Annotated in this window: 12 protein-coding genes and 1 riboswitch; of the genes, 8 read left to right on the top strand and 4 right to left on the bottom strand. The window is 64.3% G+C overall.

Annotated elements, in window-relative coordinates:
- Window positions 1–35: 35 nt before the first annotated feature.
- From ACVWWJ_RS20675 to ppa, 5 genes are all read left to right on the top strand, one after another.
- Complete coding sequence (locus ACVWWJ_RS20675) at window positions 36–473, top strand: RcnB family protein (protein ID WP_456969305.1); 438 nt, start codon at window positions 36–38, stop codon at window positions 471–473.
- 15 nt (window positions 474–488) lie between these two features.
- Window positions 489–917: an RcnB family protein gene (locus tag ACVWWJ_RS20680; RefSeq protein WP_456969306.1), complete on the top strand. Its 429-nt coding sequence runs from the start codon at window positions 489–491 to the stop codon at window positions 915–917.
- Window positions 918–1,554: 637 nt separating this feature from the next.
- The gene (locus tag ACVWWJ_RS20685; protein WP_456969307.1) at window positions 1,555–3,603 is read left to right on the top strand and encodes a sodium-translocating pyrophosphatase; all 2,049 of its coding nucleotides are present in this window, start codon (window positions 1,555–1,557) and stop codon (window positions 3,601–3,603) included.
- Between the two features lie 242 nt (window positions 3,604–3,845).
- On the top strand, window positions 3,846–5,969 hold the full coding sequence (locus tag ACVWWJ_RS20690; protein WP_456969308.1) for a prolyl oligopeptidase family serine peptidase: 2,124 nt from the start codon (window positions 3,846–3,848) through the stop codon (window positions 5,967–5,969).
- Between the two features lie 111 nt (window positions 5,970–6,080).
- Window positions 6,081–6,614: an inorganic diphosphatase gene (ppa, locus tag ACVWWJ_RS20695; RefSeq protein ID WP_063572247.1), complete on the top strand. Its 534-nt coding sequence runs from the start codon at window positions 6,081–6,083 to the stop codon at window positions 6,612–6,614.
- Window positions 6,615–6,718: 104 nt separating this feature from the next.
- On the opposite strand, the gene ACVWWJ_RS20700 is transcribed toward ppa, so the two are convergent.
- The 3 genes from ACVWWJ_RS20700 to ACVWWJ_RS20710 form a co-directional block, all read right to left on the bottom strand.
- Window positions 6,719–7,744 (bottom strand): DUF2333 family protein, encoded by a 1,026-nt coding sequence (locus tag ACVWWJ_RS20700; RefSeq protein ID WP_456969309.1) that lies wholly within the window; start codon window positions 7,742–7,744, stop codon window positions 6,719–6,721.
- Between the two features lie 239 nt (window positions 7,745–7,983).
- On the bottom strand, window positions 7,984–9,846 hold the full coding sequence (thiC, locus tag ACVWWJ_RS20705; protein ID WP_456969310.1) for a phosphomethylpyrimidine synthase ThiC: 1,863 nt from the start codon (window positions 9,844–9,846) through the stop codon (window positions 7,984–7,986).
- 74 nt (window positions 9,847–9,920) lie between these two features.
- Window positions 9,921–10,019, bottom strand: a riboswitch (TPP riboswitch).
- A gap of 36 nt (window positions 10,020–10,055) precedes the next feature.
- Window positions 10,056–10,718, bottom strand: a complete 663-nt coding sequence (locus ACVWWJ_RS20710) for a TetR/AcrR family transcriptional regulator (RefSeq protein ID WP_456969311.1) — start codon at window positions 10,716–10,718, stop codon at window positions 10,056–10,058.
- Between the two features lie 365 nt (window positions 10,719–11,083).
- Here ACVWWJ_RS20710 and ACVWWJ_RS20715 point away from each other — a divergent pair, with 365 nt between their 5' ends.
- Window positions 11,084–11,743 carry a protein-L-isoaspartate O-methyltransferase family protein gene (locus ACVWWJ_RS20715; RefSeq protein WP_159895785.1) on the top strand — a complete coding sequence of 220 codons (660 nt, stop codon included), beginning with the start codon at window positions 11,084–11,086 and terminating at the stop codon, window positions 11,741–11,743.
- 34 nt (window positions 11,744–11,777) lie between these two features.
- Window positions 11,778–13,190, top strand: a complete 1,413-nt coding sequence (locus tag ACVWWJ_RS20720) for a TolC family outer membrane protein (protein WP_159895783.1) — start codon at window positions 11,778–11,780, stop codon at window positions 13,188–13,190.
- A 63-nt stretch (window positions 13,191–13,253) separates the two neighbouring features.
- Here ACVWWJ_RS20720 and waaA read toward each other — a convergent pair whose 3' ends face one another.
- Window positions 13,254–14,519: a lipid IV(A) 3-deoxy-D-manno-octulosonic acid transferase gene (gene waaA, locus ACVWWJ_RS20725; RefSeq protein WP_456969748.1), complete on the bottom strand. Its 1,266-nt coding sequence runs from the start codon at window positions 14,517–14,519 to the stop codon at window positions 13,254–13,256.
- A gap of 81 nt (window positions 14,520–14,600) precedes the next feature.
- Here waaA and lpxL point away from each other — a divergent pair, with 81 nt between their 5' ends.
- Window positions 14,601–15,518, top strand: coding sequence for an LpxL/LpxP family Kdo(2)-lipid IV(A) lauroyl/palmitoleoyl acyltransferase (gene lpxL / locus ACVWWJ_RS20730; RefSeq protein ID WP_456969312.1), 918 nt, complete (start codon window positions 14,601–14,603; stop codon window positions 15,516–15,518).
- Window positions 15,519–15,626: the final 108 nt, after the last annotated feature.

The raw sequence follows: 15,626 nt of genomic DNA on the forward strand, positions 1-15,626 counted from the left end.
GACTTGCGGCGTGATGATCGTCCTGGAGAGATGCGATGAAACTGATGCTGCGTACTGCGTTTGCCGCCCTTGCCCTGGTCGCCACGACAGCGGCCTTCGCCGACGATCACCACGATCACGATCACGATCGCGGCCGCGACAACCATGGTTACGACCGTGGCCATGACCGCGGCCATGACAACCGTGACTGGCATCACGACAACGGCTGGCACGGCAACCGCCCGCCGCCGCCGCGCTACTACGGCCACGGTTATGACAACGGCCCGTCCTATTACCATCGCCCGCCCCCGCCGCGTTATTACGGCCATTGGGAACGCGGTCATCGCTACTACGGTGGTAACACGGTTGTGTACGACTACGGCAGCTACCGCCTGCGTCCGCCGCCGCGTGGTTACCACTGGGTGCGCGAAAACAACGATTTCCTGTTGGTCGCCGTGGCGACCGGCATCATCTTCGACATTGCCACACGCTAAACCGGGAGAATCCGCATGAAACTGCTTAGCAAGATCGCTCTCACCATCGCCGCCTCGGCAGTCATCGCCCCTGCGTTTGCCTTCAGCCCGGCACCGTTCCAGCCGGCTGGCATCCAGCAGTATCACGATGACCACGGCAACGACCATGGCAACGACCATGGCAACGATCACCGTGACGACCATCGCGATGATCATCGTGACGATCACCGCGATGACCACCGCGACGGCCACTACGACAATCATGCCAACAACTGGCGTCCGGGCCCGGGCGGTCATTGGGAGCGTGGTCACCGCTACGACGGCCGCGTGGTCATCGTGAACGACTACCGCGCCCGCCACCTGCGCGAACCGCCACGCGGTTACCGCTGGCAGCGCGCCGACAACAACGACTTCCTCCTCGTCGCTGTTGCCACGGGCGTGATTGCGGACATCATTTCGCAGTAATGACGCGCTGAAGGCCGGGCTCCCGTTGCGGGGGCCCGGCTTTTTTTGTCTCATGCCGCGGCGGGTGTGGACGGCGTGGCGCAGAGCCCTAGGTGCCTGGACGTAGTGGCGCAGAGCCTTCGGTGCCCACCCTCGCTGCTCAGACACCCCTCCGCGTTTCGTACCGGAAGGCCGCTACCGCGGCTCATGTTCTTATCTGGCCTACGGCCGCTCCACTTGTCGGGAACTCGCCTCGAGGGTGGGCACCGAAGACTCTTCCCATCCCTGAGGTTCGTGTGGGTCGAGCGGATGGAGCAACGCCGCTTTGGCTGCTGGCTCTCCGTCCGGCTGACCGCATCGTCGTGAGAGACCTTGGTGTCCACCCTCGAGGCGAGTTCCGCACAAGTGGAGCGGCCGTAGGCCAATAAGAACATGGCCGCGGAGCGGCTTTCCTTTTCGAACGCGGAGGACGTGTCTGAGCAGCGAGGGTGGACACCAAGGTCTCCCCGCGAAACGCCCAAGTGTAGAAAGCGATGGCGAAGCCAAGCCAGCGAGGCCGGAGGCGAGCCGTCCCGCAGCGCACAACGCCTTCTGGCGCCTCCCCTGCCTATACTCGGGGCGAGCCCTTGGCGGGCTCCCACAATTCGGGGAGGCTTCGATGCTGCAACAGTACGGTTTATGGATCGCGCTGGCATGTGCGGTCGTTGCAATACTTTACGGCGCGTTTTCGGTCCGCTGGGTACTGGCCAAATCGCCGGGCAACGAACGAATGCAGGAGATCGCCGCGGCCATCCAGGAAGGCGCGCGCGCATACCTCAACCGCCAATACGCCACCATCGGCGCTGTCGGCATCGTCCTTCTTCTCCTTATAGGTATCTTCCTCGACTGGGGAACGGGCATCGGCTTCGCCGTGGGAGCGATCCTCTCGGGGGCTACCGGCTACATCGGCATGAACGTGTCGGTTCGTGCCAATGTTCGCACCGCCGAGGCCGCCAGAAGCGGCCTTTCTTCTGCCCTCGCGGTGGCTTTCCGCGGCGGCGCCGTCACCGGCATGCTGGTGGTCGGGCTGGCCCTTCTGGGCGTGGCAGGCTATTACGGCGTGCTCCTGCACATGGGCTACGAGCGCACGCACGCCCTGCATGCGCTGATCGGCCTGGCCTTCGGTTCCTCGCTCATCTCGATCTTCGCCCGCCTGGGCGGCGGCATCTTCACCAAGGGTGCGGATGTCGGCGCGGACCTCGTGGGTAAGGTGGAAGCCGGCATTCCCGAGGACGATCCGCGCAATCCGGCCGTCATCGCGGACAACGTGGGCGACAACGTGGGCGATTGCGCCGGCATGGCCGCCGACCTGTTCGAAACCTACGCGGTGACCCTGATCGCCACGATGCTGCTCGGCGGCGTGATGGCGACCGAGACCGGTCCGTCCGGCGTGCTGTTCCCGCTGGTGCTGGGCGGCGCATCGATCATTGCCTCGGTGATCGGCACGTTCTTCGTGAAGACCCGCGGCGGCAAGATCATGAATGCGCTGTACGCCGGCGTGTTTGTCTCCGCGCTGCTCGCCGCGATCGCTTTCTGGCCGATCACCCAGTCGATGATGGCCGACTCCGCCTATGGCGCCGGTCGCATCTACGGTTGCGCGATCATCGGCCTGGTGCTCACCGGGGCCATGGTGGTGATCACCGAGTACTACACGGCGACGGAATACGGGCCGGTGCGGCACGTGGCGCAGTCATCCACGACCGGCCATGCGACGAACATCATCGCTGGCCTCGGCGTCTCGATGAAATCCACCGCCCTGCCGGTACTCGCCGTCTGCGCGGCGATCTGGGGTGCCTTCGAATTCGCCGGCTTGTACGGCATCGCCATCGCGGCAACGGCCATGCTCAGCATGACCGGCATGATCGTGGCGCTGGACGCTTATGGCCCGATCACCGACAACGCCGGCGGTATCGCCGAAATGGCGGACCTGCCGCCCGAGGTGCGTGGCGTCACGGATCCGCTCGACGCGGTCGGCAACACGACGAAGGCCGTGACCAAGGGCTATGCGATCGGTTCGGCAGGTCTGGCCGCGCTGGTGCTGTTCGCCGACTACACGCACAACCTCAACGAACACTTCGGCGGCACGGAAATTCGCTTCGACCTCTCCAACCACTACGTGATCATCGGCCTGCTTATTGGCGGCCTGATTCCCTATCTGTTCGCGGCCATGGCGATGGAAGCCGTGGGTCGTGCCGCAGGTGCCGTTGTGGAAGAAGTGCGGCGGCAGTTCCGCGAGATCGCCGGCATCATGGAGGGCACGACCAAGCCCGATTATTCGCGCGCGGTCGACATGCTCACCCGCTCGGCGATTCGCGAGATGCTGGTGCCTTCGCTGCTTCCGGTGCTGGTTCCCGTCGTAGTGATTTTCGGCTTCAAATGGCTTGGCGGTCCTGAAGCAGGTGCGCAGGCACTCGGCGGTGTGCTGATCGGCACCATCGTGACCGGCCTGTTCGTGGCTATTTCGATGACCACCGGCGGCGGCGCCTGGGACAACGCCAAGAAGTACATCGAAGACGGCCACTTCGGCGGTAAGGGCTCGGACGCGCACAAGGCGGCTGTCACCGGCGACACCGTCGGTGATCCCTATAAGGACACGGCGGGGCCGGCGGTGAATCCGCTGATCAAGATCATCAATATCGTGGCGCTGTTGTTGATTCCATTTCTGTAAGCAGACATGTGGGAGCCGCTTCAGCGGCGAATGGGACATGTGGGAGCCGCTTCAGCGGCGAAAAGCCAACGGAGCGGCGATGCTGCAACTCCCATCGCCGATGAATCGGCTCCCACAAAGAGCCGGCTTCCACAGGTCCTGATTAGCCCGCCACAGGTCCTCGCTAGCCCGGAAGTCATGGGCTCCAGGGGCCGCCCGGTAAGCTAGGCTCGGGGTTCCGCTCAATCTCGGAACCCCGAACCATGCATCGACGCTGGATTGCGCTCGTCATCGCCCTTACCTTCAGTGGCATGACCCAAGCCCACGACACCCCGCATACCGCCGCTCCCGCCGCCCAGGCCGGAGCCGATGACGAAAACCTCTGGCTGGACGACATCGACGGCGCCAAACCGCTCGACTGGGTCAAGGCGCGTAACGCCGAGACCGTGTCGAAGTACGCCGAGAGCCAGGATTTCAAGACGCTGGACGGGCGCATCCTCGAGATGCTCGACTCGGATGCCAGGATCCCGATGGTCTCCAAGATTGGCGACCACTTCTACAATTTCTGGCGCGATAAGCAGCACCCGAAGGGACTGTGGCGCCGGACCACGCTGGCCGAGTACCGCAAGGACAAGCCGGCCTGGGAAACCGTGATCGATCTCGACGCACTGGCTGCGTCCGAGAAAGAGAACTGGGTGTGGCACAGCGCGCAGTGCCTGAAGCCTGAATACCGCCGCTGCCTCGTCTCGCTGTCGCGAGGCGGTGCCGACGCCGACGTGGTCCGCGAGTTCGACCTGACGACCAAGAGCTTCATCAAGGACGGCTTCGCGCTGCCGGAAGCCAAGAGCCAGGTCGCCTGGATCGATGACGACCATATCTATGTCGCCACGGATTTCGGCCCGGGGTCGATGACCACGTCGAGCTATCCGCGCATCGTCAAGGAATGGAAGCGCGGCACACCGCTGGCTTCCGCGCAGACGGTGTATGAGGGCAAGCCCGACGACATGTCGATCTACGCCTACCGCGACCTCACGCCGGGCTTCCAGCGGGACTTCGTCCAGCGCGCGCTGGAGTTCTATAACTCCGAGACCTTCCTGCGTGGCAAGGATGGCAAGCTGACCAGGATCGATGTGCCCAACGACGCCGAGACCGATGTCGAGCGCGAATGGCTGCTGGTCGAGCCGCGTACGGCTTGGACGGTCGGTGGCAAGACCTTCCCATCCGGCTCGCTCGTGGCGACGAAGTTCGATGACTTCATGGCCGGCAAGCGCGAGTTCACCGTACTGTTCACACCCGACGAACACACGTCGCTGGCGGGTCATTCGTGGACGCGCCACCATCTTATCCTCACCGTGTCACACGACGTGGTCAGCCAGATCAAGGTGCTGACGCCCGCCGCCAAAGGCGCATGGAAGGAAGATACGCTCAGCGGCGCACCCGCCCTGAGCAACATGCAGGCCGGCGGGATCGACGCCGACGAAACGGACGAGTACTTCCTCACCGTCTCGGGCTTCCTCCAGCCGACCACGCTCTACTACGGCACGCTGGGCCAGGGTGAGCGCGAGGAGATCAAGCACAGTCCCGCCTTTTTCGATGCCTCGAAGTTCGTCGTGAGTCAGCACTTCGCAACCTCGAAGGACGGGACCAAGGTGCCTTATTTCGAAATCGCGCCGAAGGCTCTGAAGACCGACGGCAACAATCCGACCCTGGTCTACGGCTACGGCGGCTTCGAGATTTCGCTTGAGCCCGCTTACGCGGCCGGCGCCGGTCGCGCCTGGCTGGAGAAGGGCGGCGTCTACGTCGTCGCCAATATCCGCGGCGGCGGTGAATACGGCCCGCGTTGGCACCAGGCGGCCCTCAAGGCTAATCGCCCGCGCGCCTACGAGGACTTCGCGGCGGTGTCGCAGGACCTGATCGACCGCAAGATCACCAGCCCGAAGCACATGGGCATGATGGGCGGGAGCAACGGCGGACTGCTCGCGGGCAACATGCTGACCCAGTACCCGCAGCTGTACGGCGCGGTGGTCAGCCAGGTGGCCCTGCTGGACATGAAGCGCTACACGCACATGTCCGCCGGCGCCTCGTGGATGGCCGAGTACGGTGACCCGGACAAGCCGGAAGAATGGAAGTACATCCAGACCTTCTCGCCGTACCAGAACCTGCACAAGGGTACGAAATACCCGCCGGTGCTGTTCACCACCTCCACGCGCGACGACCGCGTGGGCCCGGTCCACGCCCGCAAGATGGCCGCGCGCATGCAGGCCATGGGTTTCGACGCCAGCCTTTACGAGAACCTCGAGGGGGGCCACGGCGCAGCGGCGGACAACAAGCAATCGGCCTTCATGAGCGCCCTGGCTTATACCTACCTCTGGGAACACCTGAAATAAGCGGGCCCCAGACCGGCTCGGACGCCCGTCCGGAGCACCGGCTTTGCCGGAGGGCCGGACGGGCGTTATCCTATTCGGCCGACTTAACCCCCCGAATCACCAAGGAATCCCATGGGCCTGCACCTCGTTCCCGCCGGCAAGAATGTGCCGGACGAAATCAACGTCATCATCGAAATCCCCAAGGATGCCGAGCCCGTCAAGTACGAAGTGGACAAGGAAAGCGGCGCGATCTTCGTCGACCGCATCCTGTCGACCCCGATGCGCTACCCGTGTAACTACGGCTACGTGCCGGGCACCCTGGGTGGCGACGGCGATCCGCTCGACGCCCTCGTGATCCTGCCGCTATCGCTGGTGCCGGGCTCGGTGATCCGCTGCCATCCGGTCGGTATGCTGAAGATGACCGACGAAGCGGGCGCCGACGAGAAGCTCGTCGTGGTCCCGGTCGACAAGGTGTTCGCCGGTTACGCGCATATCAAGGATATCGGCCAGGTGTCCGGCCACTGGCTCGAGCGCATCGGCCACTTCTTCGAGCACTACAAGGATCTCGAGAAGGGCAAGTGGGTCAAGATCGACGGTTGGGTCGGCGCGGAAGAGGCGAAGGCTGAGATCGTTGCGGGCATGGGTCGTTACAAGGCTGATCACTGATCTGACGCGACCTGCTTGGTAGGAGCCGATTTATCGGCGATCCCTGCGAAGCCCGGCGACCATGATCGCCGATGAATCGGCTCCCACAAGGGAGCCGATTTTTTTCAACCGCGGCCTAACAACGTGCGCAGGTCGATGATCGCCGCGTTGGCGCGCGAGATGTAATTCGCCATCACCAGCGAGTGGTTCGCGAAGAAGCCGAACGGCGAGCCGTTCAGGACTACCGGGCTACCCAGCGCCTTCTGCGATTCTTCAAGTTCGCGAATGACCTGCTGCAGGCTCGCATCCGCATTCTTGCTGCGCAGGATCGGAGCGAAGTCGTGGCGGATCGCCTTCAACTGCTCCAGTAACGCCCAGGTGTATCCGCGGGCTTCGTAGAAGTTGTCGTCGATCTTGTTCCAGGGTGTCTTCACGTAAACCGCCTTCGACTGCCCGGCATTACCGGCGACATCGGCGTTCGGCGCCGCATCCACTTTCAACTGACCGACGCTCGCAGAGAGACGCTGCGAAAGCGAGCCCAGGCGCGCCGAAACGGTTTGCAGGTAATCGGCAAGATTGTCGGCGCGTGCATAGAAATGTGCGTTCGCATCCTCGCTGTCACTCAACCGCACGAGGTACTTCTCGAGGTCGTCAGTGGCCTTGCCGTACTGCGATTCGGAACTCGGCAGCAGCCAGCGATCGTTCGGGCTGTTGAGCAGGGGATCGGCTTCGCCAAGGTCCTTGTCTTCGGTGGACTGGGTCTGCGAGCGGCTGAAGCTATTGCGAAGGGCCTGGGCGAGATCGCGCGAGGCCATGAGGGATCCGAATTCCCAATTGGGAATGTTATCCATGAACACGCCCGGCGGCAGCTTGTCGTTGCTCAGGTAACCGCCGCGCTTGTCCAGCAGCGTCTTCACCGATGCGATCAGCGTGTACGTCGTCACCGCGCCGGTGGCCATCGGTCGCCCGATCTCCTTCATGTGCGCCGTAGTCACGGTGACCGGGTCGAACTGCTCCGGCTCCTTGTCCCACCACCACATGGTGATCAACACCCACAGGATCAGCAGCGCGATCACGACGGCCACGGTGAGGCTGATGGGGTTGCGTCGGCGACGGGTGGGCGATGGCGAGGGGGCGGCGTTCGCGTTCATGCCTGTCCTTTATGTGGGGGAACGTGAGGGGCTTAGCTTACCCCGCCGGCATTCGGTCGATGCTTACGAATTTTCTCGATATGGCTGGTAACAGCGGGTGAAGAGGCACGCCAGCTCCCTGTGGGAGCCGATTCATCGGCGAAAAGCTGACGGAGCGGAGATGCCCGAAGAGCATCGCCGCTGAAGCGGCTCCCACAGGGGCGAAGAGCATCGCCGCTGAAGCGGCTCCCACAGTGCGTTTAGGCTTTGCTGTAGACCTCGCTTCCCTGGGCGCGGAATTCCTGCGCCTTCCCCTCCATGCCGGCTGCCTTTTCTTCCATGCCGGCGGCGTAGTCGCGGACGTCCTGGGTGATTTTCATCGAGCAGAACTTCGGCCCGCACATCGAGCAAAAGTGGGCCGACTTGTGCGCGTCTTTCGGCATCGTCTCGTCGTGGAATTCGCGAGCCTTGTCCGGATCGAGGCCGAGGTTGAACTGGTCGTCCCAGCGGAACTCGAAACGTGCTTTCGACAGGGCGTTGTCGCGCACCTGTGCGCCCGGGTGTCCCTTGGCGAGATCCGCCGCGTGCGCGGCGATCTTGTACGCGATGATGCCGTCGCGCACGTCCTGGCGGTTCGGCAGGCCGAGGTGTTCCTTGGGCGTGACATAGCAGAGCATGGCCGTGCCAAACCAGCCGATCATCGCCGCGCCGATCGCGCTGGTGATGTGGTCGTAGCCGGGCGCGATATCCGTGGTCAGAGGGCCCAGGGTGTAGAACGGCGCCTCGTCGCATACCGCCAGCTGACGATCCATGTTTTCCTTGATCAGGTGCATCGGCACGTGCCCGGGACCTTCGATCATGGTCTGCACGTCATGCTTCCAGGCCAGTTTGGTCAGTTCACCCAATGTGTCGAGTTCACCGAACTGCGCGGCGTCGTTGGCGTCGGCTATGCAGCCCGGACGCAGGCCATCGCCGAGACTGAAGGACACGTCGTAAGACTTCATGATCTCGCAGATGTCTTCGAAGTGCGTGTAGAGGAAGTTCTCGCGATGATGCGCAAGACACCACTTGGCCATGATCGAGCCGCCACGCGAGACGATGCCCGTCACACGCTTTGCCGTCAGCGGAACGAAGCGCAGCAGCACGCCGGCGTGGATGGTGAAGTAATCGACGCCCTGCTCCGCCTGTTCGATCAGCGTGTCGCGAAAGATCTCCCAGGTGAGGTCCTCGGCAACGCCACCCACCTTCTCCAGCGCCTGGTAAATCGGTACCGTGCCGATTGGCACCGGCGCATTGCGGATGATCCATTCGCGCGTTTCATGGATGTGCTTGCCGGTGGAAAGATCCATCACGGTATCGCCGCCCCAGCGTATCGCCCAGACCAGCTTCTCCACTTCCTCGGCGATCCCGGAGCTCACCGCACTGTTGCCGATATTCGCGTTGACCTTGGTCAGGAAGTTGCGGCCGATGATCATCGGCTCGACTTCCGGATGGTTGATGTTGGCGGGAATGATCGCGCGGCCACGCGCCACTTCGTCGCGCACGAATTCGGGTGTGATCCGGTTCGGCAGCGAGGCACCAAAGGATTCGCCCGGATGCTGCACGCGAAGCGCGCTGTCGACGAGGGCATCCAGACGCTGGTTCTCGCGGATGGCGATGTATTCCATCTCCGGTGTCACGATGCCGCGGCGGGCGTAGTGCATCTGCGTGACATTGGCTCCCGCCTTCGCGCGCAGGGGCATGCGAGGGAAGGCAAAGCGAATGGGGTCCAGGCGCGCATCGTCGGCACGCGCCCGCCCGAAGGCGGAAGACAGGCCATCCAGACGCTCGACATCACCCCGCTCGGCGATCCATCGCGCGCGCAGTGCTGGAAGACCGCTGGCCAGATCGACGGCGTGCTCGGGATCGGTGTAGGGACCAGAGGTGTCGTAGACCACGATCGGGGGATTTTCTTCGCCGCCGAACAGGGTCGGCGTGGGGGCCTGGACGATCTCTCGCAGCGGCACGCGCAGATCGGGGCGGCTACCGGTCACGTGAATCTTGCGCGAGCCGGCGATCGGCGTGGTAACGGCTTCGGAGAGCTCGCGCGCGGCGCGGGCAAGATCGGAGGGCATGGCGTTCATTGGCTTCTCGTTCCTTGCGGATAAGGGGAGAAGCGGACGGCGCCGCCACGGAAGCACACGTGCGCGGACGCACGTTACCCGTGGACGAAGCTTCCTACGCCGGTACGGACCGGATCAGGTTCGAAGGGACTCTCTCAGCCCACGCAATTGCTTGGGCACCCCCGCTTCGAGGCGGATTCAACCACGAAGCGGGTGCCGGAAGCGAGTGCTCAGCAGTTCGGACGCGGCTCGTAGGCGAGAATGAACATCTCGACGGCCGCCAGGGCGTTGGCCTTGACCTCTTCGCCGAACTGCACGGCGCAGTCTTCGCAACCGAACAGGCGGCGGAGCAGGAGATCACCCTTGAGCAGGGCGAGGAACTGCGTGGTGGCGCGAGAGGTGTCCGCGATTTCGAGCTGGCCGCGCGCCGTGGCGCCGTCGAGCAGGCGCTGCATCAGCTTGTGCATGCGCACCGGGCCTTCTTCCCAGACCAGCCGGCCGAAACGCGGGTTACCACCGGCCTGGCAGTCCGAGAGGATGGCGCGGAAGGTGCCAACCGATTCGACGTTGGTTTCCATCGCCGCATGACGGCTGGCGATGTTATTCAGGGTGACGCGAATATCCGCGCCCGGGCTGAAGTCGAAGAGATCGTCCGGCAGGCGTTCCTGCACATGGGCGCGGATGACCTCGCGGAAGAGGTTGTCCTTGTCGCCGAAATGGCTGTAGACGGTGAGCTTGGATACGCCGGCGGAGGCCGCGACGGCGTCCATGCTGGTTCCCGCGAAGCCGCCCTGGGTGAAGAGCGCCTTGGCGGCATCGAGGATGGCCGCGCGCTTCTCCATATCCTTCGGACGCCCGGGACCCTGCGTTTTCATTTTCGGGCTGGCGTTCATGGCTACACCTTCACAAACAAAAATTATGACTTTATTATACGCAGCGGTTCAGTTATTTCCAGCACGTCATGGTTGTCATCCACGCCGCAGGAAAAAGTGAGAGCCTGACCACCCGTCTACCTTAGAATGAAGTGGGGCCAGCCGACTCGGTTCCCATGGGCATCAGGGACTTGCGCCATCAGGCCGTTCAGGCGCCAGCGAGCCACAGTAGGGGATGGGGCATGACTTCCGTCAGCCCCGTCCGGTGACTTCCGGCACTTAGTAGCAGCGGTACGGGGCCCTCAGCCTTAACACATTGGGAAAGCAGGCTCCGAACGCTTATCCTTTCGAACCTTTTCATAGCTTTTCGTACGGAATCCAACACCATGGCGATGAATTTCGAGCAGGCCCGGCAGAACATGGTTGAGAACCAGGTTCGCCCGTGGGAAGTCCTGGACTTCGACGTCCTCGAGACCCTGAAGGGTATCCGCCGCGAAGACTTCGTCGCAGCGGCCCACCGCAACGTGTCTTTCGCCGACCTGACCCTGCCCCTGGGCCACGGCGAAGTGATGATGAAGCCGGTCGTGGAAGGCCGCGTGCTGCAGGCCCTCGAGCTCAAGAAGTCCGACGCCGTGCTGGAAATCGGCACCGGTTCGGGCTTCCTGACCGCCTGCCTGGCCCGCCTTTCTGCCCACGTGACCAGCATCGACATGCACGCCGACTTCGTCGAGGCCGCTCGTCAGCGCCTTGCCGCCACCGGCGTGACCAACATCTCGCTGGAGACCGCCGAGGCCGTCAACGGTTACAACCCGACCGGCGTTTTCGATGCCGTCGTGATCACCGGTGCCGTCCACACGGTTCCGGAAAAGTTCGTGCGCTGGCTCAAGCCGGGTGGGCGCATGTTCGTCGTACGCGGCGATTCCCCCGCGCAGACGGCAGTGCTCCTCACCCACGAGGGTGAAGGCCGCTTCCGCGAGGAATCGCTGTTCGAAACGGACCTTCCTTACCTGGCGCACGCTGCGCCGGTGAAGCGCTTCGTGCTCTGACCCACAGATTACCCATCACCCACGAGGCGAAACCATGCGCTTGAAGCTGCTCACCGTCGCGCTGGCATTGGCCGCGACGCCGTTCGCGAGCCATGCTGAAGATCTGCTCGACGCCTACCGCCAGGCCCGCGCAAACGATCCGGTGCTGTCGCAGGCCGATTCCACCCGTCTCGCCACCGGCGAAGGCGTGGACCAGGCACGTGCGTTGCTGCTCCCGCAGGTCAACGGCTCGCTCGGCATCACCCAGAGCAATCCCGCCGGCCCCTCGCGTGAGGTGCTGACCGACGCCGCCGGCAATCCGCTGGTCGACGGCGCCGGCAATCCGCTCCTGTCGAGCGACATCGGCCACACCCGCCAGCGCACGCTGAGCGCGACCGTGACGCAGAGCGTGTTCAACCTGAGTCAGATCGCCGACCTGCAGGCCGCCCATTCATCGGCGGACTCGCAGAACGCGACCTATGAAGCAGCCGTCCAGCAGCTTCTGACGCGCGTCGCCACGGCCTACTTCCAGGTCCTGACCAACGACGACGCCCTGACGTTCGCCAAGGCCAACGAGCAGGCCCTCGCCCGCCAGCTCGAGCAGGCCCAGCAGCGTTTCGACGTCGGCCTGTCCGCCATCACGGACGTGCAGGACGCCAAGGCCCAGCACGACACTTCGGTCGCCTCCGTCATCACGGCCGAGAACACGCTTGCCGATTCGCGTGAAGCGCTCACCCAGATCACCGGCAAGCCGGCAGACAACCTGAAGAAGCTGCGCGAGCAGCTGCCGATGGATGCCCCGACGCCGAACGATCCGAAGGCCTGGGTCGCCGAAGCGGTCAAGAGCAGCCCGAGCATCCTCGCCGCGCAGTACAGCGTCGACTCGAGCGAGCACAGCATCTCGTCCGCGCGCGCCGGCCACCTGCCGACGATCGACGCCTCGCTGGGCTACAACAAGACCACGGCATGGGCGCAGAACGGCGGCGTCGGTTCTGCTGCCACCGCGGGCACCCTTGGTTCGTCGTCCGGCAGCAACGGCCGTGGCGCGACTTCGGTCGGCCTCACGCTCAACGTGCCGATCTTCTCCGGCGGCCTCACGCAGTCGCGTGTCCGCCAGTCGATCTACCAGCGCGACGCCGCCCAGGACTCCCTGGAATCGGTACGCCGCCAGGTGGTCCGCGACACGCTGAACTTTTACCGCTCCGTCGTCGCCGGCATCAGCAAGGTCGGCGCGACCAAGGCGGCCGTCGAGTCGTCGGAGAGCGCCCGCGACGCCACGCAGGCCGGCTTCGAAGTCGGTACCCGCACTATCGTCGACGTGCTGATCGCCCAGCAGAACCTCACCTCGTCGCTCAGCGACTACTCGCAGGCCCGCCACCAGTTCATCCTCGACAAGCTCCTGCTCAAGCAGACAGCCGGCACGGTGGACATCAAGGACCTCGAAGCGGTGAACTCGCTGCTGCAGTAAGGGCCACGTTCCATCGCGCGATGAAAAGGCGGGCCTTCGGGTCCGCCTTTTTTATTCCGCTTCTTATTCCTGCAGCAGGCGGTCGACCAGTTCCATCACTTTGCCGACGGAGCCGCGCTCGCTGTCGAAGACGTGGCGGGCGGCGGTGCCCATGGCCTGGCGGCGCTCGTGGTCGCGCAGGAGGGCGAGCACCTGCTCGCCGAGTTCGCCGCCGCTGGCGACACGCTGGCCACCGGATTCATCGAGCAGGGCCTGGGTGATCTCTTCGAAATTGAACGTGTACGGGCCGACCAGGACCGGCTTCGACAGTGCCGCGGGCTCGAGTACGTTATGGCCGCCGATAGGGACCAGGCTACCGCCGACGAAGGCGACATCGCAGGCGGCGAAGAAGCGCAGCAGCTCGCCCATCGAGTCGATCACGAAGCACTGGGTGTTCTGGCCGGGCACGCCATCGTTGCTGCGCGTACCCACGTGGAAACCCAGGCTGCGCACGGACGATTCCACCGCCTTGAAGCGCTCGGGGTGTCGCGGGGCGATCAACAGCAACGCATCCGGCAGGCGCCGCATCACGTCGAGGTGTGCTTCGAGCACGCTCATCTCTTCGCCCTCGTGCGTGCTCGCCGCGATCCACACCGGGCGTCCGGTGCCCCAGGCCTCGCGCATGGTCTTGCCGGCCGCCCAGGCATCCTCGGGGACAGGCATGTCGAACTTGAGGTTGCCGCAGACAGTGAGCTGGCTGGGTTCGGCGCCGAGCAGGCGATAACGTGCGGCGTCCGTGCGCGACTGTGCGGCGATGTGGCTGACGCAGCGCAGTGCACCCTTCACCAGCGAACTCATGCGCGAATAACCACGCAGCGAGCGCTCGGAGAGACGCGCGTTGGCGATCAGTAGCGGAATGCCGTGCCGGCGGCAGGCGAAGTACAGGTTCGGCCAGATCTCGGTCTCGACGATCACGGCCAGCCGCGGGCGCGTGTTGCGCAGAAAGCTCCGCACCGCGAACGGCAGGTCGTAGGGCAGGTAGACGCTGTGGACGCGGTCGCCGAACAACTGGCGGACACGTTCGGATCCCGTCGGCGTCACCGTCGTGACGAGCATGGGCGCCTCCGGATAAGCCTCCATCAAGGCCTTGACCAGGGGCTCGGCCGCATTGACCTCGCCGACCGACACCGCGTGCACCCAAAGACACCCATGCAGGCGCGGCAGCGGGAAGCGGCCGAAGCGCTCGCGCCAGCGCACGTGGTAGTCGCCGTAACGCATGCCGCGCGCCATCAGCCGCAGCATCACCAGCGGCGTGAACAGGTACATGGCGCAGTTGTAGATCAGACGCAGCAGCACGCGGTTCCCTGGGACTTCCCGGTGACCCGGCAGTATAGCCGCCCCCATTCGTTACAATGCCGGGACATGCCCGGAATGCCCCGCCCCTCCTTCACCCTGCGCCTGCTTGCTCCTCGTCACTGGGCGGCGTGGATCGGCGTCGGCGTCATCTGGCTGATCGCCCACCTGCCCTTTCGCGCGCTGATGCGCCTGGGCCGCACGACGGGCCGGCTCGCCCTGCACCTGAATCCCGAGCGCCGGCGCATCGCCGCGACCAATATCGCCCTCTGCTTCCCCGAACTGGGCGAAGCTGCCCAGAAGGCCCTGCTGCGGGCCAACCTCTTCGATGTCGGCATGATGCTGGCCGAATTCGCGCTCGGCTGGATGGGCTCGGACCGCGCCATCGCGAAGGTCCCGGTCACCGTCGACGGTCTCGAGCACCTGGAGGCCGCGCGCGCCGCGGGTCGTGGTGTCCTGCTTGTCGGCGGACATTTTTCGCATCTGGAACTCAGTGCGCGCCTGGTTTCCTCGCGCATCCGCATCGCCGGGATGTACCGGCGCATGGATTCGGACGTGTTCGAGTTCGCCGTGCTGCGTTCGCGCCTGCACTATGCCGATGCGATGTTCGAGAAGGACGATATCCGCGGCACCGTGCGCTACCTGAAGAAAGGCGGCACGCTGTGGTACGCGCCCGACCAGGACATGCGCAGCAAGGACAACGTCTTCGTGCCGTTCTTCGGCGTCAGGGCGGCAACGATTACCGCTACCCACCACCTTGCCCGCTTGTCCGGCGCACTGGTGATTCCGTTCTATCACCGCCGACTGCCCGACGACGCCGGTTACGCCATGCGCCTGGGTGCACCGCTTGCGGATTTTCCGAGCGACGATGCCGAGCGCGACACGGCGTCGGTCAACGCACAGATCGAAAGCATGGCGCGGGAAGCACCCGAGCAATACCTCTGGGTGCACAAGCGATTCAAGACGCGCCCGCCTGGCGAGCCGAAGATCTACTGATCCCGCACGATCGCGTTTAAGTACGGTCCTAGGCAACTATTTCCCGTCAGCCACGACGAAAGCTCCGCGAAAAAATGCGAGCGTAAATAAGGTTCGTCTTCCCCCTTA

This window comes from Luteibacter sp. HA06, from assembly GCF_054061215.1.